Raw genomic sequence first — 22864 nt, 5'->3', positions numbered from 1 at the left:
TGGGGGAGCCATGTCCTCCCCGCGAGCCATCTCCGAGCGTGCCGTCGTCTTCCTGATCGGCGCGGTCCAGTTCGTCAACATCCTCGACTTCGTGATGGTGATGCCGCTGGGCCCCGACTTCGCGGCGGGGCTGGGCATCGCCACCAGTGACATCGGCACCATTGGCGCCGCGTACACGGCGGCGGCGAGCGTGGCGGGAGTGGTGGGCAGCTACTTCCTGGACCGCTTCGACCGGCGCAAGGCGCTGGCGGTGGCCATGCTGGGGTTGGTGGCGAGCACGGCGGCGGGCGGGCTCGCCACGGGGAAGCAGTCGCTGCTGCTGGCGCGGGCGATGGCGGGCTTGTTCGGTGGCCCGGCCACGTCGCTGTCGCTCTCCATCATCGCGGACCTCATCCCGGTGGAGCGGCGAGGGCGGGCCATGGGCTCGGTGATGGGGGCTTTCTCGGTGGCATCCGTGGTGGGCATCCCCATGGCGCTGAAGGTGGCGAATTGGGCGGATTGGCGCATGCCCTTCTTCCTGGTGGCGGGGATGGGGCTGCTGCTGGTGGCTGGGGCCATCTTCTTCCTGCCCCCCATGCGCGGGCACCTGGAGCGCAAGCAGGCCCACGTCGTGAGCGTCCGGGAGCTGTTCACTCGCGCCGACGTGCTCCTGTCCTATTCGATGACGGGGCTGCTCAACGTGGCCGGCTTCGTCATCATCCCCAACATCTCCGCCTACGTGCAGCACAACCTGGGCTATCCGCGCGACGAGCTGGAGACCATCTACTTCGTCGGTGGCCTGGTGAGCTTCGTGACGTTCCGATTGGCGGGCACGGGGGTGGACCGCCTGGGCTCGTTCCGGGTGGGAACGCTGGGGTCGGTGATGTTCGTCACCACCATCTACTTCATCTTCATCCGCCTGCCGGCAGGCGTGCCCCTGGTGGCCATCTTCTCGTTCTTCTTCCTCTCCAACGGGGTGCGCAACGTGGCCTACAGCACGCTCGCCTCGCGTGTGCCGGAGCAGGCCATCCGTGCCCGCTTCATGTCCTTCCAGTCGGCCGTGCAGCACCTGGGGGCCGCGGCCGGGGCCTTCCTGTCCTCGCAACTCCTGAGCGACCTGCCGGGTGGACAGCTGGGCGGAATACACCGGGTGGTGCTGGTCTCCATGTGCTTCTCGCTCATCGCGCCGGTGACCTTCTTTCTGGTGGAGCGCCGGGTCCTGGCTCGCGACCGGGCGCTCGCCGCTTCCGGGGCGGTTGGGGCTCCTGTTGCCCTCGGCACGGGCGGCGGAACGCCCCGTTCATGAGCGCACACCGGGCGAGGGTGGGGCCATTTGCCCCGCTTCCCCCGGTGGCAGGCGGACAAGGGCCGGTCCAATCGGGTTGCGCCCCGCCGCTCGGGGCGCGATAACCCCGGGGCGGTTTCTCCGGAGCAATCCGCTCATGTTCAACATCGGCGCAGGCGAACTGGTCCTCATCCTGGTGGCGGCACTGCTCGTGCTCGGGCCTCAGCGGCTGCCCGAGTTCGCGCGGGCCATCGGTAAGTTCGTGCGGGACTTCCGGCGGCAGACCGACGAGGTCCGCACCGTGGTGGAGCGCGAGTTCTACAAGATGGACCAGGAGTTCCAGGAGGAGCCTCGTCCCAAGGTTCCCGGTCCCATTCCGGCGGCGATGCCCTCGCATGCTCCCGTGGCACCGCCCGTGACGCCCGCGGCCCTTCCGGAGACCCATGCGGTGGTGGTCTCGGACCCCGCCGCACCGGTCGCCGAGCCGGTGCCCGTGGGTCCCCCGTCTTCCCCTTCCGAGCCACCCGCTGCCGGGAGCGCGCCCGTTCCGGGCACGGTGGCGCGCAACGCTCCGACGCCCCAGAGCGACGGCTAGCCCTCGAGATTCGCAACAGTGGATAACGAACTTCGGATGAGTCTGGCGGATCACCTGACGGAGCTCCGCTCCCGCCTGATCAAGTGCGTGGCCGCGGTGTTCGTCCTGGGCGCCGTGTCGCTGGTGTTCGCCAAGCCCATCTTCGGCCTCCTGATGAAGCCGGTGCTGGACGCGCTGCCCGCCGACGGACGGGCGCTCGTCTACACCTCGGGCATCGAGGAGATCAACGTCCTGATGAAGGTGGGCGTCTACTGCGGCATCTTCCTGACGACGCCCGTCATCCTCTGGCAGATCTGGGGCTTCGTGTCGCCGGGGCTCTTCCCGGAGGAGCGCCGCTATGCGGGGCCCTTCGTGTTCATGGGCTCGCTGGCGTTCATCCTGGGAGCGCTGTTCTGCTACTTCGCGGTGCTGCCCTCGATGTTCAAGTTCCTCCTCAACGAGGAGGAGAGCCTGGCCATCTCCCAGCGGCTGGACGTGGGGCGGCTGCGGGCGGACGACGCATTGCGCTTCCTGCGCATCGGTGAGGCGGAGCGGGCGGGGAAGCTGGCGCAGGATGCGAGCGCGGCGTTGCGGGCGGAGGGTGAGGGGCAGATGCCGGAGGCCACGAGGCCGCCGTCGGAGAGCGTGGAGTTGGAGGCTCGGCTGGCGGGGCTGGGGCGGCTGGTGGACGCGGCGGCGGACGGCTTCGGAGGGCCGGCGCGCAGCGTGCTGCGGCAGGCGGTGGAGAAGCGGACGGAGGCGGTGGAGGCGTACGCGAAGGAGGACTACGCGGGCGCGGCGAAGGCCATGGACGAGTCGGCGAGCCTGTTGGCCGGAGTGGCGCCGACGCGGGCCGAGGAGCTGGCGGGGCTGTGGAGGCTGGAGAAGGAGCTGGCGCTGGGCAAGGCGCGCTACGTGGCGCATGCATGGACGAAGCCGATGCTGACGATGGACGAGCAGCTGTCGCTGGTGCTGCTGCTCATCCTGTCCTTCGGCATCATCTTCGAGTTGCCGCTGGTGATGGCGCTGCTGGGCCTGGTGGGCGTGGTGAAGGCGGGCTGGCTGATGAAGTACCAGCGGCACGCGTTCGTGGTGTGCCTCATCCTGGCGGCGGTCATCACGCCCACGGGTGACGTGGTGAACCTGTCGCTGATGGCTGGCCCGATGCTGCTCTGCTACGAGATGGGTGTCGTGGCGGTGTGGATGATCGAGCGCAAGCGGGCGAAGCAGGAGGCCCAGACGGGAATCACCCCGACGACGGGTGCCTGAGTCTGGGGTCGTCCACTCTCGCGGAGGGACCGTCCACGGTAGTGGATGCGCGAGAGACTCGAGGGAGGGAGCGGCAGAGTTCAGTACGGAGACAAATACATCCAACGCTTCAAGGCGCTGGGTTCCGAGCAGCTGTCCCCCGAAGGACTCGCATGGCGCGACCGGGCCTTGAAGGGGCTGCAGGACGCGATGGAGAAACGGATCCACGACGGAGCCGCTAAGTTCGCTGAGCTTGAGCGCGATCCGGAGAAGTTCAAGGATTTCGCCTACGACACGCATGTCGATGCCTACGTGAAAGCGGGCCTCTTCGCGCTTCCCGCGCAGGATTTGAAGACCATCCTCCTCACGCCAGACTACCAGGACCTCCTGAATCCCGAGGGGATGAAGCAGATCATCAATGCAGGCATGGAGGCGCGTCCCCATGACATGCCGGCAATTGCCGCCGCAACCACTTCGGAGGCCGTGCGTCGCAATATCCAGCCCACGGTTGAGCAGATTGAGCTCGAGATGAAGGCGCGCATGGCGCAGGGCTGGCTGAACAGCGGCTACTGACCTCGGAGTGCCCCATGCGCAAGTTCCTCACCCCGAGGAAGTCAGTACGCTCTGGCGCCTTGGTTCCGCAGGGGCCCGCCCATGGTTCACCTTCAAGGGAGGGCTCATTTCCACTCTGGCCGAAGCCGAGGGCGTGTGGTTCGGTGTCATGTCCCTGCCATTCCCGGGACGCGGGAAGGCCGCTCCGGGCCGTGACTCCCGGAGCGGCTCTTCAGGCACAGCACCTGCTCAGCGGAGCTCTATCTTGCAGGTGGTGCTGCAGCCGTCGTTGTTGGTGTTGTTGCCATCATCGCACTCCTCGCCGTTCCCGGACTGGACGATCCTGTCGCCGCAGCGGGGGCCGAGCACGCAGCCCCGGGCGCACTGGCCGTAGCCACCGTCGTTGACGCCGTCATCGCACTGTTCACCCTCGTCGAGGACGCCGTTGCCGCAGTTCGCGCGGCACTCGGTGCGGCGTGTGACGAAGTTGCTGAGCGTGAGCTGGTACGAGGACCCTGTCGTGCGGCGCTCGGCCTGGAACACCGCGGCCTCATAGATGCGCCCCAGCTGCAGGCCGAAGTCGGTGGCCTTCTGGGAGAGGGTGATGCTGTTCGTCTGCGGTCCATGCACGCCGCCGAGGTCGAGTGCCAGGTGGCCGTTGATGAACACCCACACATCATCATCGCCGCGGAAGGTGAGCACCTCGGTGCCCTTGTATTCGAACCAGTAGCGCGTCTCGCTCGTGAAGCTGAAGTTGTGGCCCGAACGCAGGGCCTCCTTGCCCTCGGCCACCCAGCCCGCGGTGTCGAGTGGGAAGAAGCTCTGGTTGTCGTACAGGTACGAGCCGTTGGACTGGCGTTGCAGTGAGAGTGTCTGCACGGCCGTCATGTTGATGTTCATCGTGTCGCGGTACCACTGGTCGAACGCGACCCTGCCGTGGGTGTTGGCGGAGCTGACGCCTTCCTTCGCGTATACGGGCTTGCCGTCGGAGCCCAGGTTGGTGGCCACGATGCCCATCTCCAAGCCGCCGTTGGCGTTCTCGAAGTCGATGTGGCCTCGTGGCAGGCTGCCGTTGGCCGGTAGGTCGTAGCCGCGGAAGTCACGGTAGACGATGGGGAGCTGCACCGTGGCCGGCGGGTCATTCTCGATGAGCTGACAGATGAATCCCTCCTCGAACTGGCAGGTCGGAGAGCAGCCGTCATTGGCGCGGGTGTTGCCGTCGTCGCACTGCTCGGTCGTGTCGCCGGGGAGCATCACGCCATCGCCGCATACCGCCTGGCAGACGCCGTTGGTGCACCGGGGCTCGCGCACGCACAGGGGCGAGCACCCATCGCCCATGTCGTTGTTGCCGTCGTCGCACTGCTCCGTGCCCTCGACCTTCCTGTCGCCGCAGACGGTGCGGGTGCAGGCGCTGCCGATGGTGTCGCACTTGTATCCGGGCTCGAGGCGGCACACGTCGCTGCAGCCGTCGTCGGCCTTGGCATTGCCGTCCTCGCATTCCTCATCGCCGGCGATGATCTTGTCACCGCACTGCGCGGCCTGGCAGCGCCCGCCCGCGGAGGGACAGATCCAGCCCGGCTCCGTGGTGCAGGTGGCGGAGCAGCCGTCACCGGGGGCCGCGTTCCCGTCGTCGCAGGTCTCGGAGCCCTCGACTGTTCCGTTGCCACACACGCTCGCCGGGGTGCAGGGCTCGCCCGGAGTCTCACACTTCCACCCGGGTTCGATTTCACCGCAGCTCGCCGTACAGCCGTCGCCGCTCACCGTGTTGCCGTCGTCACAGGCCTCCCCGGCCTGCTTCACGCCATCTCCACACCGGCCGGTTCCAGCATCGGTGGGAATGGAGGCATCCGGGTTGTCTGGGTTCGTGCCGGAGTCGGCGTCCGAGCTGCCGCCATCCGTGGGAGTGGAGGCATCCGGGGAGTCTGGATTCGTGCCGGAGTCGGCGTCCGAGCCGCCGCCATCCGTGGGAGTGGAGGCGTCCGGGTCATCTGGATGCGTACCGGAGTCGGCGTCCGAGTGGCCGCCATCGTTTCTTGTGGAGGCATCCGGGGTGCCCGGATCCGTGCCGTCGTCCGGGCCTGGGCAGGCCACGAATGACAACAGGAGAGATGCGAGTACGAGGCCCGTGAGCCGCGATCGAGCTGGAATGTTCATCGTGAATGAAGGCAGCGCGTGGAAGTGGTTGGAGGCACAACCGTCATATCATTGCAGTCTGACGAGCCGCCGATGCATCCCTTTTGGTTTGTCTGGGTGTGCTTCTCGGTCACGCCAGGGCCGTGCTCGCGCCTATCGCATCATGAGCTGGCTTCCGGAGCCACGAAGCCAGGCAAACGAGGGATGCGCTCCGCGAGGAACCGCAGCAGTGCATTTGTCCGCGCTGGCTGGTAGCGCCGTGACGGATACAGAAGGAAGGCGTCTTGTGTGGGTCCGCTCCAGCGAGGCAGCACCCGCACCAGTTCGCCCGTGTCGAGCAGGTCCTGCACCAGCCACGCGGGCGTCATGCCGAAACCGGCGCCGCGCAGGAAGCTCTCGCGCATCGCCAGCGAGTTGTTGACCCGGTAGTGGCACGGTGCGGTCAGGGTCACCTTGCCGCCGGGGCCATCCAGCTCGATGGTTTCGCCCGTGCTCAGCCAGGTGAAGCGGAGAATCTCGTGCCGCGCCAGGTCCCGCGGGGTGCGGATGCGCGGCCGGTCCCGCAGGTAGGCTGGCGATGCCACCAGGTAGCGCGGCGACGCGGCAATCCTGCGCGCCACCACGTTCGGCGGCAGGGTGGCACCCAGCCGCAGCGCCACATCCACGCCCTCTTCGACCAGGTCGACGAAGCGATCGTCGAAGCTCAGCTCGAGCTCGATGTCCGGATAGAGGGAGAGGAAGTCCAGCATCAGCGCATTTAGCCGCAGCACTCCGAAGCTGGCCGGGGCGCTCACGCGCAGCCGCCCCGCTGGCGTCTCGGACAGGCCGCGCGCATCCGACACCGCTTCCCCGAACTCCTCCAGCACGCGCGTTGCGCGCTCGTAGAAGCGCTTCCCCTGTTCCGTGGGCGCGAGGCTGGTGGTGGTGCGGTCGAGCAGGCGCACCCCGAGGCTCTTCTCCAGGGCCGCCACCACCTTGCTGACGGTGGGCTGGGTGGTGTGTTGCTCGCGTGCCACGGCGGACAGGCTGCCCAGCTCGACGGCCCTGACGAACGTCTGCATTGCCCTGATGGTGTCCATATCGCTCGGAATCTGCTCATTCGATTCTGGAATGAGGCATATGCGATGTTGCCGTCTACTGGCGTGTTTTGGAAGAACCTACTGTCTGCCTCGTCCACATCGGATTGCACACGAGGCACTCATGAAACCGTTTCTCTTCTGCCTTCTGGCCGTGCTGACCCTGACGGCCGCGCTCATCGCTCCCACCGCGCATGCGTCCAGCGAGGCCCATTGGGTCGGCACCTGGACCGCCAGTCAGCAGGCGCCATGGGGAGCCGAATTGCCACTGCCGACCGGCGTGCCCGCGACGCTCTCGGACCAGACCCTGCGGCAGTTCGCGCGCGTCAGCGTGGGCGGAACGCGTGTGCGCATTGTGCTGTCGAACGAGTACGGCACTCGGCCGGTGACGGTCGGCCCGGTGCATCTCGCGCGTGCCCATGCGAAGGGTGGTTCCGCCATCGTCGCCTCGGCCGGCCGCACGCTCACCTTCGACGGTCAGCCCGAGGTGACCATTCCCGCGGGTGGCAAGGTGGTCAGTGAGCCCGTCGAGCTCGCTGTTCCCGCGCTGAGCACCCTGGCGGTGAGCCTGTTCCTGCCGGGGCCGGCACACGTCCACACCTTCCATTGGGACGGGCGGCAGACTGCCTATCTTTCCTCTGGCAACGTGGTCGGTGCGCCCGAGTTGAGCCAGGCCACCTCGTTCCATGGCCGTATCCTGTTGAGCGAGGTGCAGGTGGATGCGCCGGTTGGAACGCGCGTGGTGGTGGCGCTGGGTGACTCGATCACGGAAGGCAACGGCTCGACACCGGATGCCAATCGTCGTTGGCCCGATTTCCTGGCGGAGCGTCTGGCCGCCGAGCGCGTCGCCGTGCTCAACGCTGGCATCTCCGGTGGCAGGCTGCTGGCGGACGGCATGGGGGTATCGGCGCTGGCCCGCTTCGAGCGCGACGTGCTCAGCCAGCCGCAGGTCCGCACGGTGGTGGTGCTGATGGGCATCAATGACATCTCATGGCCGCGGTCGAGCTTCGCGCCGAATGCGTCCGTGCCCACCGCCGAACGCATCATCGCGGGCTACCGCGAGTTGATCTCTCGCGCCCATGCGCGGGGAGTGCGCATCGTCGGGGCGACCCTGCCCCCGTTCAACGGCGCGCTCGAGGGCTCCGCCATCAAGGGCTATTTCCATCCGAGCAAGGAGCGCGTCCGCCAGGCGGTCAACGCATGGATTCGTAGCAGCCGTGAGTTCGACGGCGTGGCTGACTTCGACGCCAGGTTGCGCGACCCCGCCCGCCCCGATGCCATGCTGCCCGCGTACGATTCTGGCGATCACCTCCACCCCGGCGATCGTGGCTATCAGACGATGGCGGAGACCTTCGACCTGAAGCTGCTCTTCGGCAATTGACGGGGGCGCCGCGTCGCCGCCATGCGGCTTCACCCGGAGTGGGCTCGAGCCTGAGCCGCTCGCCCGTCTCCTGGTGCACCCGAGGCCTCTGGACTGGCGCCCTCCCTCCATCTTCGTGCTCCAGCGGCTTCACGGGCCGGGCCTGGACCTGTGATGCATGCTCAGTCTCCGGGAGAGCAGGGGGGCGGGTCCACGGAGGCCACGTCCGTGCCTCGTGGCCCGTCTGTGGCCGAGGTGTCACGAGCATGGTAGGCAGGGAGGCGATGGTGAACTCCCGCCACCGCCTGGCGATGAACGTGCGCTACCTCGTGGCGCTGCTGCGCCGCTTTCGCACGACAGTCCTCATGGCGGTGCTGCTCTTCGGATGCATGCCGCTGCTGTATCACTGGCGCCACATCCAACCGGATGGGCACCCGGTGAGTCTGGGCAAGGCGCTGCGCCACGTCTACTTCCTGCTCTACGGGCAGCCGTCGCTCGACGTGGATGACAGCCTGCTGATGTTCCTGGACATGGTCATCCCGCCGGTGGGAATCGCGGTGCTGGTCGATGGCGTGGTGCGCTTCGCCTATCTCTTCTTCGCAAGACACCGGCAGGACAAGGAGTGGTTCGAGGTGATCGCTGAGACGATGAAGGGCCACGTGGTGGTGTGCGGCGCGGGCCGGGTGGGCTACCGGGTGGTGTCGCAGCTGCGTGCGCTGGGCAAGGACGTGGTGGTGGTGGAGAAGCGCGAGGAGGCGGCCTTCGTGGCGGTGCTGCGCGACGAGAACGTGCCCCTGCTCATCGACGACATCCGCAGCCCGCAGTGTCTGCCTCGCACCAACGTGAAGAAGGCGGTCGCCATCGTCTGTGCCACGGATGACGACCTGGCCAACCTGAACATCGCGCTGGATGCGCGCAGGATGAACCCGGAGATCCGCGTGGTCATCCGGCTCTTCGACGACGACCTGGTGGCCAAGGTGCGCGACACCTTCAAGGCCGAGGCACTGAGCAGTTCGTCGCTCGCGGCCCCTGCCATGGCCCTGGCGGCGTTGGATCCACGCATCGTCCACTCGTTCCGCATCGGCACGCACCTGATGGTGGTGTCCGTCTTCGAGGCGCGCGAGGGGCTTCCCGGGATGACCATCTCCGACGTGCGGGACCGCTTCGGAGGGCTGACGCTGTCCATGCGCCGGGGCGGGAGCCGTGAGGAGTGGCTGCACCCCAATGGCGACACGCGCATCGAGGTGGGGGACGTGCTGACCCTCCAGGCCGAGTACAAGGACTACCGGCAGCTCCGGGCCTTCACGATGGAACCGGATGCCCCCGTCTACTCCCAGCGCATCGAGGTCGCATCCTGAGGAGCTCGGCCCCTCCGGAGCTCAGCGCCTCGCGGCGGGGGCCCTCGAGGTGGAGGCCCGGGCCACCTCCAGGACATCGGCGAGCACTCCCGCGGCGGTGACGGCGCCTCCCGCTCCCGCGCCCTGCACGAGCAGGGGCCACTCCGCATGCCGCTCGGTGGTGAAGGCCACGAAGGCCTCCGAGCCTCGCAGGCGCGCCGCCGGGTGCTCCTGGTGCACGGCGATGGGGCCTACCTTCAGCACCGGACGTTGTCCCTCCTTCGCGGGCGGCTCCACGCGCGCCAGGTAGCGCAGCACCCGGCGCTCGGCCCTCAGGCCGTCGATCCGAGACGCGAAGGTCTTGTCCCAGTCCTCCAGCGACTCCAGGAAGCGCTCCACGTCCGATTCTCCGAGGAGTTGTTTCGGGACGAAGGGCTCCACCTCGACGTCCTCCTGCGACACCTCGAGCCCCAGCTCCCGGGCCAGGATGAGGGCCTTGCGCGCGACATCCACCCCCAGCAGGTCATCGCGTGGGTGGGGCTCGGTATAGCCGCGCTCGCGTGCGAGGCGCACGGCCCTCGAGAGGGGCACGCCCTGCGTGAGCTGGTCGCTCAGGAAGCCCAGCGTCCCGGACAGGCAGCCCTCGATGAGGCGCACCCGGTCCCCCGTGCGCACCAGGTCCGCGAGCGTGCGGATGACGGGGAGGCTCGCGCCAACGGTGGTCTCGTAGTGCCAGACCCGTTGGTGCTCCCGGGCCGTGCGGAAGAGTTGCTCGCGCGCCGCCCACGACAGCGTCAGCGGCTTCTTGTTCGCGGAGACGACGTGGATGCCCCGCCGGAAGGCCTCCGCGTAGAGGAAGCCCATTCCATCCGCCGCGGTACAGTCCACGAGCACCGGCGTGGGCAGTCGGCGCAACCGCTCGAGCACGTCCAGCACGTCCCCGGGCGCTGGTGAGGGCCGGTGCGTCGGTTCGAGCCGCTCCCTCCACTGGTTCAACGGAACGCCTCGAGCGTCGAAGAGCAGGTGCCGGGTGTCGACGATGCCGGCCACCCGGAGCTCCGCCCCGTGTTCTCGCGACAGCACCGCCTGCTGTGACCGGAGCTGCTCCAGCAGGTTGCCGCCGACGGTTCCCCGGCCCAGCAGCAGCAGGCTCACCTCCGTGCGGGTCTCCACGGCCCGGGCGTGAGGCTCTCCCACGCCTCCCGGCGGCAGGGCGAGCGCGCGCCGTAGCAGCGCGTCGAGCGGCGTCCACTCGATGAGGAAGCCGTCATGCCCGTGGATGCAGGAGAGCTCGGCGTACTCCGCGTGCCGCCCGCCGGCGCGCAGACGCTCCACGAGCTTCTCCATGTGTTCGGGGTAGAAGAGCTGGTCGTGGTCGATGCCCACGGCCAGGGTGCTCGCCCGGATGCGCGAGATGCCCCACGCCACACCCGTGTCCTCTCCGGGGATGCGCGAGAGGTCATGGTGGTCCATGGCCCCCAGCAGCGCGAGGTACGACCGGGCATCGAAGCGCGCCCGCAGCTTCTCGCCCTGGTACTCCAGGTAGCTCTGGATGGGGTAGAGCGCCCGGGAGGACCAGCGCGGGTTGCGTCCATGGCGCGAGTCCAGGCCCGGTTCCGCGCGGTAGGTGAGCATGGCGAGCTGCCGCGCCAGCTCCAGGCCTCGTGCGGGTGCTTCGGGGAACTCGGGGTCCAGCAGCAGCGCCTGCCGCGCCACGTGGTTCCATCCGACCACCCACGAGCTCGCCTCCTCGGCGGCGGCGATGGGGGCGATGCGCTCGAAGCGCTTCGGTGCCAGCACGGCGAGGCACAGGACGATCATCCCGCCCAGCGAGCCTCCCGTGACGAGGGACACCTTGTCGATGCCCAGTGCGTCCAGCGCCTGCAGGATGGCGCGTGCCTGGTCCCAGGGGGTGATGGTGGCGGGTAGCTGGTACTCGTTGAGCCGCAGGTCTCCCTTGGGCAGTGGCGCGGGCGGCCCGAAACGGCGGTCGTCCACCCGTGAGGGAAAGCCTTCGTCCGCCGGTCCCGAGCTCCCGTAACAGGAGCCCAGGTTGTTGAAGCAGAGAAGTCGCACCTTCTCCGGGTCGAACGCGCGGCCCGGGCCGATGACCGGCTCCCACCAGCCTCCGGGGCCTCCAGCACGCATGTCTCCGGTGAGCGCGTGCACCAGCAGTACCGTGGGCACGGAGGCATCGGGCCGCACGGGGGCCTCCCGGCGAGGTGTCTCCGCGAATCGGCGCAGCTCCTCCTTCGTGCGGCGCACCACGCGCAGGGCGTTCTCGCGCACCGTCTCCTCGGGGAGGACGTGGGCTCGCGAGCGGAGCCAGGGCAGGTCCTGCTCGGGTCCCCACCACCAGCCTCGCGCGACATGGGACGTGACCCGGGCTCCTGCTTCGAGCGGCAGGTCGGGCAGCGAGAGATCGAAGACGCCGGGTGGTGGGGTCATGGCGGGGTTCCTGCGGTGGGGTGATGTTGGGGAAGCGGGACCCGCCCTCTCACCGAGAGGAAGAGGGCGGGTGTGGAGGCGGAGGCGCTCAGGCGGCCGAGAGCGCCTGGTCCAGGTCCGCGATGATGTCGTCGATGTGCTCGAGGCCCACCGACAGCCGCACCAGTCCGTCGGACACGCCCGTGCTCAGCCGCTCCTCGGGGGTGAGCTGCTGATGCGTGGTGCTCGCCGGGTGGATGATGAGCGAGCGCGTGTCACCGATGTTCGCCAGCAGGCTCCACAGCTTCACGCCGTCGATGAGCCGCCGCCCCGTGTCCACGCCGCCGCGCACCCCGAACGTCACCAGTCCGCCCGCCCCGTTGCGCAGGTACTTCTTCGCGAGGGCGAAGGACGGATCCTCCTCCAGCCCCGGGTAGCGCACCCACTCCACCTTCGGGTGACGCTTCAGCCACTTCGCCACCGCCAGCGCGTTCTCCGAGTGCCGCTGCACGCGCAGCTTCAGCGTCTCCAGTCCCAGGATGAAGGCGTGCGCGTTGAACGGGCTCAGCGCGGGGCCCAGGTCTCGCAGTCCCTCGAGGCGGGCCTTGGCGATGTATGCCGCCGGGCCGAGCGCCTCGTGCAGCTTCAGGCCGTGGTAGCCGGGGTTCGGGTCGGTGAACTCGGGGAAGCGGCCGTTGTTCCAGGGGAAGTTGCCGCCGTCCACGATGACGCCGCCAATCGACGTGCCGTGGCCACCGATGTACTTCGTCGCGCTGTGCACCACGATGTTCGCCCCGTGGCGCAGCGGGTTGAAGAGCGCCGGAGAGAGCGCCGTGTTGTCCACGATGAGCGGAATGCCCGCCTCGCGGGCGATGGCCCCCAGCTTCTCGAAGTCCGGAATGTCCAGGCGCGGGTTGCCAATGGACTCGATGTAGAGCGCCTTCGTCTTCGGCCCGAGGGCCGCGCGCACCGCGTCCGGATTGTTCGCGTCCACGAAGCGCGCCTGGATGCCCAGCCTCGGCAGCGTCACCTTGAAGAGGTTGTACGTGCCGCCGTAGAGGCTCGTGCCCGAGACAAACTCGTCACCCGCCTTGAGGATGTTGAGCAGCGCGAGCGTCTCCGCCGCCTGGCCGGAAGCCACCGCCAGCGCCCCGATTCCTCCCTCGAGCGCGGCGATGCGCTTCTCGAAGACGTCCGTCGTGGGGTTGGTGATGCGCGTGTAGATGTTGCCCTGCTCCTTGAGCGCGAACAGGTCCGCCGCGTGCTGCGCGTTGCGGAAGCGGTAGCTCGTCGTCTGGTAGATGGGCACGGCGCGCGAGCCCGTGGTCGGATCCGGCTCGTAGCCAGCGTGAAGGGCCAGGGTCTCGAAGTTCTGCGACTGCGTCGGCTGGTTGCTCATGGAGTGCTCCTCGTGTGGGCTGAAACAGCCACGAGGGCACCGGAGGCCTGACGCAACAGAGCCCACCGACCCTCGCGGGGTGGGGTGGGCTCCGGTCTCTCGCCACGGGTCGACGAACGTCGGTCAACCGGCGGCGGGCGGTCGCCCACCACTCGGCATCCACATTCGACGACAGGCGAAGGGCGCGAAGGTCATTGCGAGCGGCAAGATGGACCTCGTCCGCCATGTTGTCAAGGCCTCCGCTATGCAGGACGTCCGTTATGACGGATACGTCACGGCGGAGCCGCTGTCACCGCGCGTGGGCGGCGGGGGCGGACACGTGTGCGTTGGGCGTGTAGGGCGCGGGGCCTTCGATGTAGCGGGGCTGGGCCTCGACCCGGCGCAGCCAGGCGCGCACCGCGGGGTAGTGCTCCAGGTCGATGCCGGCCTCGGGCGCGACGTGCGTGTACGCGTAGAGGGCGATGTCCGCGAGGGTGTAGCGCTCGTTCACCAGGAAGGTGCGCGTCTTCAGGTGCCGCTCCAGCGCGGCGAGCGCCGAGTGGCCCTGCTCCATCTTCAGGCGAAGCGCCTCGGCCCGGCCGGCGGCCCTGCCCGTGAGGACCCAGAAGCGCACGGAGCCGATGTTCGGCTCGACTCCGTTCTGCTCGAAGAAGAGCCACTGCAGCACCTGGGCGCGTTCGTACCGGTCGTCCGGGAGGAACGGCGTTCCCTCCGCGAGGTAGAGGAGGATGGCGTTGGACTCCGCGAGGAACCGGCCCGGCTCCAGCTCCAGCACCGGGATGCGTCCGTCGGGGTTCTTCTGGAGGAACGCCTCGGTGCGGCTCTCGCCGGAGAAGATGTCCACCGGCACCAGCTCGTAGGGGCGCTCGAGCTGGTGCAGCAGGAGGCGGATCTTGTAGCCGTTCGCGGAGGGGAGGTAGTCGTGCAGGCGCAGCATGGGAAACTCCTGGAGGGGCGCGGAAGGTAGGGCGGGCACTCCTGGCGAGCGACCCGATTCTTGCTGGCTCCGGCCCGCGTGGGAGATCGCAAGAACCGGGTTGTCCTCGGGCGGGCGCGCCTCTACTGAAGGCAGGGTGAACCCCTCGGAGGACACGTGCCATGGCCACCAGTGACTACGCCCGCATCGAGCAGGCCATCCTCTTCCTCGAGCAGCATGCGCGCGAGCAACCCCGCCTGGAGGAGGTCGCGGCGAGCGTGGGGCTGAGCCCGTACCACTTCCAACGTCTCTTCACCCGGTGGGCGGGAATCAGTCCCAAGCGCTTCCTCCAGTTCCAGACGCTGGAGTTCGCCAAGCAGCTTCTCGCCGAGCGGCGCAGCCTGCTGGAGGTCACCTATGAGACGGGCCTCTCCAGCAGCAGCCGGCTGCATGATCTCTTCATTTCGCTCGAGGCCGTGACGCCGGGTGAGTTCAAGCTCGGAGGGAGCGGGTTGGACATCCACCATGGAGTGCACGATTCCCCCTTCGGCGAGTACCTGCTCGCGGTCTGTGAGCGGGGCCTCTGCGGACTGCACTTCCTGGCCGGTGAGTCCGAGGACGAGGCGCTGCGGAGGCTCCAGGAGCAATGGCCGAACGCCTCCTTCACCGAGTCCCCGGAGGTCACCGCTGCCTGGGCCGGGCGCATCTTCCCGTCCCGGCGCCGGAGGACTCCCCAGCCGCTCGGCCTGCTGGTGAAGGGGTCGAACTTCCAGCTCAAGGTCTGGGACGCGCTGCTGCGCATCCCGCCGGGGTCGGTCGCCACCTACCAGGACATCGCCACCGTGATCGGAGCACCCGGCGCCGTGCGAGCCGTCGGCACCGCCGTGGGGGAGAACCCGGTGGCCTTCCTCATTCCCTGTCACCGCGTCATCCGGAAGACCGGGGCCTTCGGTGGCTATCGCTGGGGGGCACCGCGCAAGCGGGCGCTGCTGGCGTGGGAGGCGGCGCGCTTCGCATCCTCACCGGAGGAGTTCGGACGGAATATGCCGTCCGGCATGTAGCGACCAGGCGAGCTGCGGAGCTGTTCAAACCAGACAGTCGGACATTTATTCCGGACGTGGAATGGACTGATCCGGAGTCAGGATGTCAAAATGTGAGAGTGAGCCACCCTGCCTCGCCTGTCCCTCCTCCCCCGGGGACGACCTCCGCGTCGGGCCGTTTCCTCGCGGTCAAGCCCCTCTGGCTGGTGCCTCCTCGGGTCGTCCTTCAGCGCCGTGCCTCTCGGACGCTGCTGATGCATGCGCTGAGGGCCACCGCTCGCGTGCTGCTGTTGATCGCCGCGGACGTCGTGGGTTTCCTCCTGGCCCGCACGGCCTTGAGCGCCGTGCAGACCAGCCACTCGCTCGAGCCTCTCGACGCGGCCACTCGCTGGGCGGTGCCTCCACTCGGCTCGGCCGGTGGATGGCAGATGGGCGCCGCGCTCGTGGTGGGCCTGCTCATCGCGGGTGCCTACCACTCGGGGGATGACTGGCGCTCGCTGCGGCGCGTGTTCAGCGGAGTCCTGCTCGCCGTGGGCCTGGTGCTCTGGCGAGACTTGTGGCTGCGCGGCATTGCCCCCGTGGTGGTGCACTACGTGACGGCGGTGGCGGGCCTGGCCGCCTCCGTGATGCTGACCCGCTTCACGCTCGACCGGCTCATTGCCCGGTTGATCCGCGTCCCCTCCTTCCACTCCCCCGCCGAGCGCGTGATGCTGGTGGGTGATCCGGACGACCCCGCCTGCCAGCGGGTGCGCGAGCGTCTGGTGCACTTCGGCGTGCTGGACGTGGTGGGGTGGATCTCTCCGCGCGTGACCGATGAGCCCGGGCCGCGGGATCGGAGCGAGGTGCTCGGCTCCGTGGATGACGTCTGGAATGTGCTGCAGCACAACGCGGTGGACACCGTGGTGATGTGCGGCCTGGTGAACGACGATCAGCTCAAGCAACTCATGGAGGCGGTGGTGTCCGCCGGCGTCCGGTTGCTGGCCGTGTCCCGCTACGATCGGCTGGGCTGGGTGCGCCCCTCGCCCATCTCCTACCGCTCGCTGTCCTTCATGGAGCTGACGGTGCCCTCGCTGCGCGCGCAGCAGTTGTGGGTCAAGCGCGGGGTGGACCTGTTGGGCGCGGGGCTGGGGCTGCTGCTCATCTCCCCGCTGCTGACGCTCATCGCCATTGCCATCAAGCTCGACACGCGCGGGCCCGTCTTCTTCGCCCAGGAGCGGGTGGGGCAGGGCGGCCGGACCTTCCGCATGCTCAAGTTCCGCACCATGCGGGTGGGTGCGGACGCGGAGAAGGCGAGGCTGGCCCACCTCAACACCAGCGGCGACGCGCGCCTGTTCAAGATTCCCAATGACCCACGCGTTACCCGCGTGGGAGCCATCCTGCGCAAGTGGAGCCTGGACGAGCTGCCCCAGCTCTTCAACGTGCTGCGCGGGGATATGTCCCTGGTGGGGCCACGGCCCTTCTTCGAGTCGGACCTGGCCACCTACCACGAGCACCACTTCGGCCGGCTGGGGGCCCTTCCGGGCATCACCGGCCTGTGGCAGGTCAGTGGCCGCAGCTCCATCACCGACTTCGAGGAGGTGGTCCGGCTCGACTGCGAGTACATCCACCGCTGGTCGCTCTGGCTGGACCTGGAGATCCTCGTGAGGACGCTGCCGGCCGTGCTGAGGCGCACCGGCGCCTACTGAGCGGTGGCCACGTCGAGGGCGATCTCGATCATCTCGTCGAACGAGGTCTGGCGCTCCGCGGGGCTGAGCGCCTCGTGGGTGCGCAGGTGGTCCGACACGGTGAGCAGCGAGAGCGCGCGGGCGCCGAACTCGGCGGCCAGGCCGTACAGGCCCGCGATCTCCATCTCCACGGCGAGCATGCCCATGCGCTCGAGGGTCTCATACGTCTCGCCACTCGGAGCGTAGAAGAGGTCCGTGGAGAAGACCGAGCCCACGCGCAGCGGGCGCCCGCGCTTCTCGGCGGCCTCCACCGCCTGCCGGGCCAGGGCGAAGTCCGCCACGGCGGGGAAGTCGTAGCCCTTGACGCGCATGCGGTTCACATTGGAGTCGGTGCCCGCGCCGAGCGCGACGATGACGTCGCGCAGCTTCACGTCCTTGCGGATGGCGCCGCAGCTGCCCACACGGATGATGACTCGGGCGCCGTAGTGCTGGATGAGCTCGGTGGCGTAGATGGAGATGGAGGGAATCCCCATTCCATGGCCCATGACGGAGATCTTCCGGCCGCGGCAGGTACCCGTGTAGCCGAGCATGTTGCGGACGGAGTTGACCTCGCGCACGTCCTGGAGGAAGCGCTGGGCGATGTGGCGGGCGCGCAGCGGGTCGCCGGGCATGAGAACCACGTCGGCGAAATCTCCCGGTGCGGCGGAAATGTGCGGAGTAGGCATGGCGCGGAGCATAGCCCCTCCGGTGTCCGGGCGAGGATGTTCCGGCAGGCGTGCGTGATAGCTTCGCGAGGAAGGTGAGGCGTCGCGCCCGGGAGGTCGGCATGGAGCTCCGGATGCGAGGTGGCTCGGGGTGGGGAGTGTGGGCCCGGGCCGCCCTGCTCGTGTTGTGCGGGATGGGCTGTTTCGCGGGGAGCGTCGTGTGGACGCTGCGCCGGCTGTCCTCGAGCATGGAGTGGGAGTTGCGGCGGCGGGACGTGCACCGGATGGCGTTGCACGCCACCGAGTCCTCGCCCGAGGCCACCGCCCTGCTGGGCAGTCCGATGCACGTGGGCGAGCTCACCCTGAAGGCCCACGGCGCCACGCCGGCCGAGGGACGCGTGGACTTCGACCTGGCCATCGATGGGCCCCGGGGCCACGGTCTGCTGGAGGTCCAGGCGGCCTTCGCCCGGGAGACGTGGACGTTGCGCAAGGTCGTCCTGCGGCCCGAGGGAGGGGCAGCGCCGGTGGAGGTACCGGTCGGCAGGTAGACAGACGAAGGGCCCGGAACCCGTGAGGTCTCCCTCGTGGTTCCGAGCCCTTTCTACCGCCGGAGCGTCCTGCTCCCGAGGCCTACTGGCCCATGTACGGGTAGGGGACGCGGGTGGGCGGGACGAAGTTCTCCTTGATGGTGCGCGGAGACGTCCAGCGCACCAGGTTCAGCATGGAGCCCGCCTTGTCGTTGGTGCCCGAGGCGCGCGAACCGCCGAAGGGCTGCTGGCCCACCACGGCGCCCGTGGGCTTGTCGTTGATGTAGAAGTTGCCCGCCGCGTGCCGCAGCTCGCGCATCATCGTGCTGATGGCCTTGCGGTCCCTGGCGAACACGGCGCCCGTCAGCGCGTAGGCGGCGCTCGTGTCGCACTCGCGCAGCGTCTCCTCGAACTTCGCGTCCGGGTAGACGTACAGGCCCACCACCGGCGCGAAGATCTCCTCCTGCATGATGCGGTGGCGCGGGTTGGTGAGCTGCACCAGCGTGGGCTTCACGAACCAGCCCTCGCTCCGGTCCGCCTCGCCGCCCGCGAGGATGGTGGCCTCCGCGCCGCTGTTCTTCGCCAGCTCGATGTACGAGGACGTCCGCTTGAAGGACTTCTCGTCGATGACCGCGCCCATGAAGTTGCGGAAGTCGGTGATGTCGCCCATGCGCAGCTCGGCGATCATCTCCTGCAGCCGCGGCTTGAGCCTGGGCCACAGGGACTCGGGCACGTAGATGCGCGAGGCCGCCGAGCACTTCTGGCCCTGGAACTCGTACCCGCCGCGGACGATGGCGGTGGCGAGCGCGTCCAGGTCATCCGCCGCCGAGGCGTGCGCGAAGATGAAGTCCTTGCCGCCCGTCTCGCCCACCAGCCGGGGGTACTGCTTGTAGCGGGCGATGTTCTCACCCACCGTGCGCCACATGCTCTGGAAGGTGGGCGTGGAGCCCGTGAAGTGGATGCCGCCCAGGTGCGGGCTGGCCATCACCGGGTTGCCCACCGTGGGGCCGTCGCCCGGCAGCATGTTGATGACGCCGTCCGGCACGCCCGCCTCGCGCAGCAGCTCCATCACGTACCAGTTGCTGTAGGCCGCCGTGTTCGAGGGCTTGAAGAGCACCACGTTGCCCATGATGGCCGGCGTCACCGCCAGGTTCATCGCGATGGACGTGAAGTTGAACGGCGCCACCGCGAACACGAACCCGTCCAGCGGACGGTAGTCCGTCATGTTCCACGTCTGCGCCGGGCTCACCGGCTGCTCGGAGAGCAGCTGCTGCGCGAAGTAGACGTTGTAGCGCAGGAAGTCGATGGCCTCACACGCCGCGTCGATCTCCGCCTGGTGCGCCGTCTTCGACTGGCCCAGCATGGTGGACGCGTTGAGGATGGGGCGGTACCGGGTGGCCAGCAGCTCCGCGGCGCGCAGGAAGATGGCCGCGCGCTCCTGGAAGGGCATCCGCGCCCACTCGTCCTTCACGGACAGGGCGTTCTGGATGGCCTGCTCCACGTGGCTGGCGTCCGCCTCGTGCAGCGTGGCCAGCACGTGCGAGTGCCGGTGCGGCATCCGCACCGTGTCCGTCTTGTTGGATTTGATGCGCTTGCCGCCGATGATGATGGGAATCTCGATCTGCTCGGAGGCCATGCGCTTCAAGGTGGCCTGGAGCTCGGCGCGCTCTGGGGTACCGGGCGCGTGCGAGAGGATGGGCTCGTTCTGCGGCGGGGGAACGCGGACGTGGGCGTTGATCACGCGGAGCACCTCGGAAAGAAGTCGGGAAGGGCGGCGGAGCATAGCCCTTCACCTGGAAGGTTGAATCCTCAGGGGATGTAAAACCCCCACCTGCGAACATCACATCCATCACCCAAGCTGAGGCCTCCCATGGCAGATGAACGACCGCTTCCCCGCTTCCAGGCCCGCCGGCAGCTCGGGCGCACGGGCTTCCTCGCCACCTCGGTGGGTATCGGGGACCTGGCGGACCGCTCCGTCCCCCTGGCGCAGTGCGTAGCCACGCTGCACCGCGCCATGGATGCCGGGCTCAACGTCATCGATACCGCTCCCGGCTATGAGGACGGCTACAGCGAGCAGATCGTCGGCGAGGCCCTGCGCGGCCGACGCGAGGGCATGTTCGTCATCGACAAGGTGGACTTCCTGGAGCAGCCCGTGGCGCCCCAGGTGGAGGAGAGCCTGCGCCGGCTCCACCTGGAGGCGGTGGACCTCTTCGTCTTCCACAACGTCTCCCAGCCGGCCGCGTGGGAGCGGCTCGCCGCGCCGGGCGGAGGCATGGAGGAGCTGGAGCGCTGTGTGCGCCAGGGCAAGACACGTTTCCGTGGCATCTCCAGCCACCACCCGGATGTGCTGCGGGCCGCGCTCGAGTCAGGCCGCTGTGACGTGGTGATGTTCCCCGTGGGGCCCTTCGTCCACCCGCGCTACGTGCAGGAGATCCTCCCGCTGGCGAAGGCGAAGGGCGTGGGCACGGTGTGCTTCAAGACCTTCGGGGCCGGCAAGCTGCTCGGGGACACCGAGGGCTATGGACGGCCGCTCCAGGCGCGTCCCCGAGGGAAGGTCAGCTCGGGCGGGGCCGACACGGGGGCGCCGTCGCTGCCGCACCTCGGGGTGGAGGAGTGCGTGCGCTACACGCTCACGCTGGAGCCGGATGTGGCGCTGCTGGGGATGAGCTTCCCCAACGAACAGGACGCCGCGCTCCATGCCGCCGCGGCCTTCCGGCCCCTCACCTCCGAGCAGATGGCGGACGTGCGCCAGCGCGCGGTGCGAGCCATCGAGGGCAAGGGCGCCGTGTGGTGGAACCCCTGAGCGGGGGTGTCAGCTCTGGACCTGGATCTGGGCCTGGAGCTCGGGGAGCGGCCGTGGCTGGAGCATCTCGTGCAGGCGCGCGATGAGGACGGCGGGCTGCACGGGCTTGATGAGGTAGGCGTCGGCGGCCTCGGGGATGCCGGGGCGGGGGGCGTGGCCGCTGATGAAGAGGAAGGGCACGTGCTTGAGCGAGGGCTCCGCGCGCACCTGGCGGCACAGCTCGTACCCGTCCATCCCCTCCATGTTCACGTCCGAGACGATGATGTCGGGAGGGCTCTTGCGTGCCAGCTCGAGCGCGGACAGCCCATCCTCGGCGATCGCGCACTCGAAGTCCGGGGAAAGCAGGAGCCGCAGCGTCTGGCGCATGGACCACGAGTCATCCACGATCAGGACTCTGGGTTTCACAGCGGTCTCCACTTCCGAAGGGCGAGCTGCCGGGTGCGGATTCCACCCGGGGTGTCCGATGGCCCATATCCCCACCGCGGACCTGTTCAGTTTCGCTCGCTTTGCCTGGATAAGGAAGGGGGGTTGGACGTCTCTCCCGTCCTCCTACATTTGGTGGAGGGAGGCGACTCATGGCGGTGGTGTCCCTGGACAGCAAGAGCTTCGGAGCGGCGCTGGTGAGACCCGGCATCCTGCTCATCGACTGGGGGGCGGGGTGGTGCGCGCCCTGCCGCGGCTTCGAGCCTACCTTCGAGCAGGTGGCCATGCGGCACCCAGACATCATCTTCGCGCGGGTGGATGTGGACGCACAACCCGAGTTGGTGGGTGTGCTCGGAGTCCAGGTGCTGCCCACGCTGATGGTGTTCCGGGACGGCTTCCTGCTGCTCAACCACATTGGAGCGCTGCTGGAGCCGATGTTGGAGGACCTCGTGCGGCAGGCCCGCGCGCTGGACATGGACGACATGCGGCGCGAGGTGGCGCAATACCGGGCCACCCAGGCTCGGGTGCGGGTGGGCCTGCACGCGGGGTGAAGGGCAGGGCCTCGAGCTCCGCGGAGTCAGCGGCGTTCGTCTAGAGTGCGCGCCCTCATGCACGAGCCCACGCCCCAGCCCCTCATGCCTCGCCTGCTGTGGGGGGTGATGGGCTTCGCCGTGTTGGACGTGTACCTGAACGTCCCCACGTTCGTGCAGCTCCCGCCCGTGGCATGGCTGGGGCTCTACGCCGCCTTCTTCCCGCTGGCCCATGCGGTGGGGCGGCTGACGGGCGCGGGAGGGCTGGGGCCGCTGGGGCTCGCGCTGCACCGGGGCTGGGGCCGCAACCTGCTGTGGGGTTTCGTCTTCTGCGCGTTCTTCTGGGCGCTCAAGTACGCCGTGCTGTGGGCCCTGGGCTCCTTCCAGATCGAGGGTCTGCGCCCCTCCGGGGACATCGTGACGCTGGCGTTGCAGGCCGCGCTGGCGATGTTCCTCTCGTCCGCCACGGATGATGTGCTCGTGCGCGGGTACCTCTTCCGCCACCTCTCGGGGCGGCTCTCCGCCGGAGCGCTCGTCGCGCTCACCACGCTCGTCTACGTCCTCAACCACGTCTGGTACGTGCACCTGACCCTGGAGTCCTCGCTGTACCTGGGACTCATGGGGGTGATGTTCGCGCTGGCGCTCGCGCGGACGGGCTCGCTCTGGCTGAGCATCGGCCTGCACTGGGGCGGCAATGTGGTCTACCGCTTCTACGATGGCTTCGACGCGCAGGGCGGCGTGCTGCGGCGGGTGATGCTCCCCGAGGTGTCCTGGCACGAGGGCGTGAAGCTCGGGGTGACGGCGCTGGCGCTCGCCGCGCTGTTCCTCCTCTTCCGGTTCACGGCGAGGTCCGAGCGCGAGGGTCCGCTGTCCGCGCCCGGTTGAGG

Annotated in this window: 20 protein-coding genes; 12 read left to right on the top strand and 8 right to left on the bottom strand. The window is 68.7% G+C overall.

Features of this window, described 5'->3' with window-relative positions:
* The first annotated feature begins 10 nt into the window (after positions 1-10).
* From DAT35_RS10020 to DAT35_RS10005, 4 genes are all read left to right on the top strand, one after another.
* Positions 11-1285 (top strand): MFS transporter, encoded by a 1275-nt coding sequence (locus DAT35_RS10020; protein ID WP_108066715.1) that lies wholly within the window; start codon positions 11-13, stop codon positions 1283-1285.
* A gap of 136 nt (positions 1286-1421) precedes the next feature.
* Positions 1422-1859 carry a Sec-independent protein translocase protein TatB gene (tatB, locus tag DAT35_RS10015; protein ID WP_108066714.1) on the top strand — a complete coding sequence of 146 codons (438 nt, stop codon included), beginning with the start codon at positions 1422-1424 and terminating at the stop codon, positions 1857-1859.
* A gap of 36 nt (positions 1860-1895) precedes the next feature.
* On the top strand, positions 1896-3107 hold the full coding sequence (locus DAT35_RS10010) for a twin-arginine translocase subunit TatC (RefSeq protein WP_108066713.1): 1212 nt from the start codon (positions 1896-1898) through the stop codon (positions 3105-3107).
* A gap of 45 nt (positions 3108-3152) precedes the next feature.
* Positions 3153-3659, top strand: coding sequence for a hypothetical protein (locus tag DAT35_RS10005; RefSeq protein WP_108066712.1), 507 nt, complete (start codon positions 3153-3155; stop codon positions 3657-3659).
* 228 nt (positions 3660-3887) lie between these two features.
* Here the strand turns inward: DAT35_RS10005 and DAT35_RS10000 are convergent, their stop codons facing one another.
* Entirely contained in the window at positions 3888-5792 is a 1905-nt protein-coding gene (locus tag DAT35_RS10000) for a DUF4215 domain-containing protein (RefSeq protein ID WP_108066711.1), read from the bottom strand.
* A 140-nt stretch (positions 5793-5932) separates the two neighbouring features.
* Positions 5933-6850 carry a LysR family transcriptional regulator gene (locus tag DAT35_RS09995; RefSeq protein WP_108066710.1) on the bottom strand — a complete coding sequence of 306 codons (918 nt, stop codon included), beginning with the start codon at positions 6848-6850 and terminating at the stop codon, positions 5933-5935.
* A 121-nt stretch (positions 6851-6971) separates the two neighbouring features.
* Between DAT35_RS09995 and DAT35_RS09990 the strand changes: the two genes are divergently transcribed.
* A complete protein-coding gene (locus DAT35_RS09990; protein WP_108066709.1) occupies positions 6972-8228 on the top strand; it encodes an SGNH/GDSL hydrolase family protein in 1257 nt (418 codons plus the stop codon).
* Positions 8229-8491: 263 nt separating this feature from the next.
* A complete protein-coding gene (locus DAT35_RS09985; RefSeq protein ID WP_108066708.1) occupies positions 8492-9565 on the top strand; it encodes a TrkA family potassium uptake protein in 1074 nt (357 codons plus the stop codon).
* 21 nt (positions 9566-9586) lie between these two features.
* Here DAT35_RS09985 and DAT35_RS09980 read toward each other — a convergent pair whose 3' ends face one another.
* The 3 genes from DAT35_RS09980 to DAT35_RS09970 form a co-directional block, all read right to left on the bottom strand.
* Positions 9587-11992 carry an alpha/beta fold hydrolase gene (locus DAT35_RS09980; RefSeq protein WP_108066707.1) on the bottom strand — a complete coding sequence of 802 codons (2406 nt, stop codon included), beginning with the start codon at positions 11990-11992 and terminating at the stop codon, positions 9587-9589.
* Between the two features lie 88 nt (positions 11993-12080).
* Positions 12081-13370, bottom strand: a complete 1290-nt coding sequence (locus DAT35_RS09975) for an O-acetylhomoserine aminocarboxypropyltransferase/cysteine synthase family protein (protein WP_108066706.1) — start codon at positions 13368-13370, stop codon at positions 12081-12083.
* Between the two features lie 289 nt (positions 13371-13659).
* Entirely contained in the window at positions 13660-14307 is a 648-nt protein-coding gene (locus DAT35_RS09970) for a glutathione S-transferase family protein (RefSeq protein ID WP_108066705.1), read from the bottom strand.
* A 161-nt stretch (positions 14308-14468) separates the two neighbouring features.
* Here DAT35_RS09970 and DAT35_RS09965 point away from each other — a divergent pair, with 161 nt between their 5' ends.
* Complete coding sequence (locus DAT35_RS09965; RefSeq protein WP_108066704.1) at positions 14469-15347, top strand: methylated-DNA--[protein]-cysteine S-methyltransferase; 879 nt, start codon at positions 14469-14471, stop codon at positions 15345-15347.
* A 98-nt stretch (positions 15348-15445) separates the two neighbouring features.
* Positions 15446-17011, top strand: a complete 1566-nt coding sequence (locus DAT35_RS09960; RefSeq protein WP_146209656.1) for an exopolysaccharide biosynthesis polyprenyl glycosylphosphotransferase — start codon at positions 15446-15448, stop codon at positions 17009-17011.
* Here DAT35_RS09960 and deoD read toward each other — a convergent pair.
* Entirely contained in the window at positions 17005-17715 is a 711-nt protein-coding gene (gene deoD, locus DAT35_RS09955) for a purine-nucleoside phosphorylase (protein ID WP_108067213.1), read from the bottom strand. The two genes, DAT35_RS09960 and deoD, sit on opposite strands and share 7 nt — an antisense overlap.
* 101 nt (positions 17716-17816) lie before the next feature.
* On the opposite strand from deoD, the gene DAT35_RS09950 reads away from it, so the two are divergent.
* Complete coding sequence (locus DAT35_RS09950) at positions 17817-18242, top strand: cytochrome c oxidase assembly factor Coa1 family protein (RefSeq protein ID WP_108066702.1); 426 nt, start codon at positions 17817-17819, stop codon at positions 18240-18242.
* An 82-nt stretch (positions 18243-18324) separates the two neighbouring features.
* On the opposite strand, the gene pruA is transcribed toward DAT35_RS09950, so the two are convergent.
* Entirely contained in the window at positions 18325-19962 is a 1638-nt protein-coding gene (pruA, locus tag DAT35_RS09945) for an L-glutamate gamma-semialdehyde dehydrogenase (RefSeq protein WP_108066701.1), read from the bottom strand.
* Positions 19963-20091: 129 nt separating this feature from the next.
* On the opposite strand from pruA, the gene DAT35_RS09940 reads away from it, so the two are divergent.
* The gene (locus DAT35_RS09940; RefSeq protein WP_108066700.1) at positions 20092-21024 is read left to right on the top strand and encodes an aldo/keto reductase; all 933 of its coding nucleotides are present in this window, start codon (positions 20092-20094) and stop codon (positions 21022-21024) included.
* A 9-nt stretch (positions 21025-21033) separates the two neighbouring features.
* On the opposite strand, the gene DAT35_RS09935 is transcribed toward DAT35_RS09940, so the two are convergent.
* Positions 21034-21429 carry a PleD family two-component system response regulator gene (locus DAT35_RS09935; RefSeq protein WP_108066699.1) on the bottom strand — a complete coding sequence of 132 codons (396 nt, stop codon included), beginning with the start codon at positions 21427-21429 and terminating at the stop codon, positions 21034-21036.
* A gap of 170 nt (positions 21430-21599) precedes the next feature.
* Here DAT35_RS09935 and DAT35_RS09930 point away from each other — a divergent pair, with 170 nt between their 5' ends.
* Together DAT35_RS09930 and DAT35_RS09925 are read left to right on the top strand one after the other, a co-directional pair.
* Entirely contained in the window at positions 21600-21998 is a 399-nt protein-coding gene (locus DAT35_RS09930) for a co-chaperone YbbN (RefSeq protein WP_108066698.1), read from the top strand.
* 57 nt (positions 21999-22055) lie between these two features.
* On the top strand, positions 22056-22862 hold the full coding sequence (locus DAT35_RS09925) for a CPBP family intramembrane glutamic endopeptidase (protein ID WP_108066697.1): 807 nt from the start codon (positions 22056-22058) through the stop codon (positions 22860-22862).
* The last annotated feature ends 2 nt before the right edge of the window (positions 22863-22864 follow it).

The organism is Vitiosangium sp. GDMCC 1.1324, from assembly GCF_003044305.1.
In the GTDB taxonomy this organism is placed as follows: Bacteria; Myxococcota; Myxococcia; order Myxococcales; family Myxococcaceae; genus Archangium.
Note: the sequence above shows the minus strand (reverse complement) of the source record. Positions and strands in the feature narration are given on the sequence as shown.

What these genes read in the sequence shown, in the direction of transcription:
- DAT35_RS09980 (WP_108066707.1), bottom strand. Translation starts at nt 11,992, where the DNA reads ATGACCCCACCACCCGGCGTCTTCGATCTCTCGCTGCCCGACCTGCCG.
- DAT35_RS09965 (WP_108066704.1), top strand. Translation starts at nt 14,469, where the DNA reads ATGGCCACCAGTGACTACGCCCGCATCGAGCAGGCCATCCTCTTCCTC.
- DAT35_RS09990 (WP_108066709.1), top strand. Translation starts at nt 6,972, where the DNA reads ATGAAACCGTTTCTCTTCTGCCTTCTGGCCGTGCTGACCCTGACGGCC.
- deoD (WP_108067213.1), bottom strand. Translation starts at nt 17,715, where the DNA reads ATGCCTACTCCGCACATTTCCGCCGCACCGGGAGATTTCGCCGACGTG.
- DAT35_RS09975 (WP_108066706.1), bottom strand. Translation starts at nt 13,370, where the DNA reads ATGAGCAACCAGCCGACGCAGTCGCAGAACTTCGAGACCCTGGCCCTT.
- DAT35_RS09995 (WP_108066710.1), bottom strand. Translation starts at nt 6,850, where the DNA reads ATGGACACCATCAGGGCAATGCAGACGTTCGTCAGGGCCGTCGAGCTG.
- DAT35_RS10005 (WP_108066712.1), top strand. Translation starts at nt 3,153, where the DNA reads ATGCGCGAGAGACTCGAGGGAGGGAGCGGCAGAGTTCAGTACGGAGAC.
- tatB (WP_108066714.1), top strand. Translation starts at nt 1,422, where the DNA reads ATGTTCAACATCGGCGCAGGCGAACTGGTCCTCATCCTGGTGGCGGCA.
- DAT35_RS10000 (WP_108066711.1), bottom strand. Translation starts at nt 5,792, where the DNA reads ATGAACATTCCAGCTCGATCGCGGCTCACGGGCCTCGTACTCGCATCT.
- DAT35_RS09930 (WP_108066698.1), top strand. Translation starts at nt 21,600, where the DNA reads ATGGCGGTGGTGTCCCTGGACAGCAAGAGCTTCGGAGCGGCGCTGGTG.
- DAT35_RS09950 (WP_108066702.1), top strand. Translation starts at nt 17,817, where the DNA reads ATGGAGCTCCGGATGCGAGGTGGCTCGGGGTGGGGAGTGTGGGCCCGG.
- DAT35_RS09940 (WP_108066700.1), top strand. Translation starts at nt 20,092, where the DNA reads ATGGCAGATGAACGACCGCTTCCCCGCTTCCAGGCCCGCCGGCAGCTC.
- DAT35_RS09970 (WP_108066705.1), bottom strand. Translation starts at nt 14,307, where the DNA reads ATGCTGCGCCTGCACGACTACCTCCCCTCCGCGAACGGCTACAAGATC.
- DAT35_RS10020 (WP_108066715.1), top strand. Translation starts at nt 11, where the DNA reads ATGTCCTCCCCGCGAGCCATCTCCGAGCGTGCCGTCGTCTTCCTGATC.
- DAT35_RS09925 (WP_108066697.1), top strand. Translation starts at nt 22,056, where the DNA reads ATGCACGAGCCCACGCCCCAGCCCCTCATGCCTCGCCTGCTGTGGGGG.
- DAT35_RS10010 (WP_108066713.1), top strand. Translation starts at nt 1,896, where the DNA reads ATGAGTCTGGCGGATCACCTGACGGAGCTCCGCTCCCGCCTGATCAAG.
- DAT35_RS09985 (WP_108066708.1), top strand. Translation starts at nt 8,492, where the DNA reads ATGGTGAACTCCCGCCACCGCCTGGCGATGAACGTGCGCTACCTCGTG.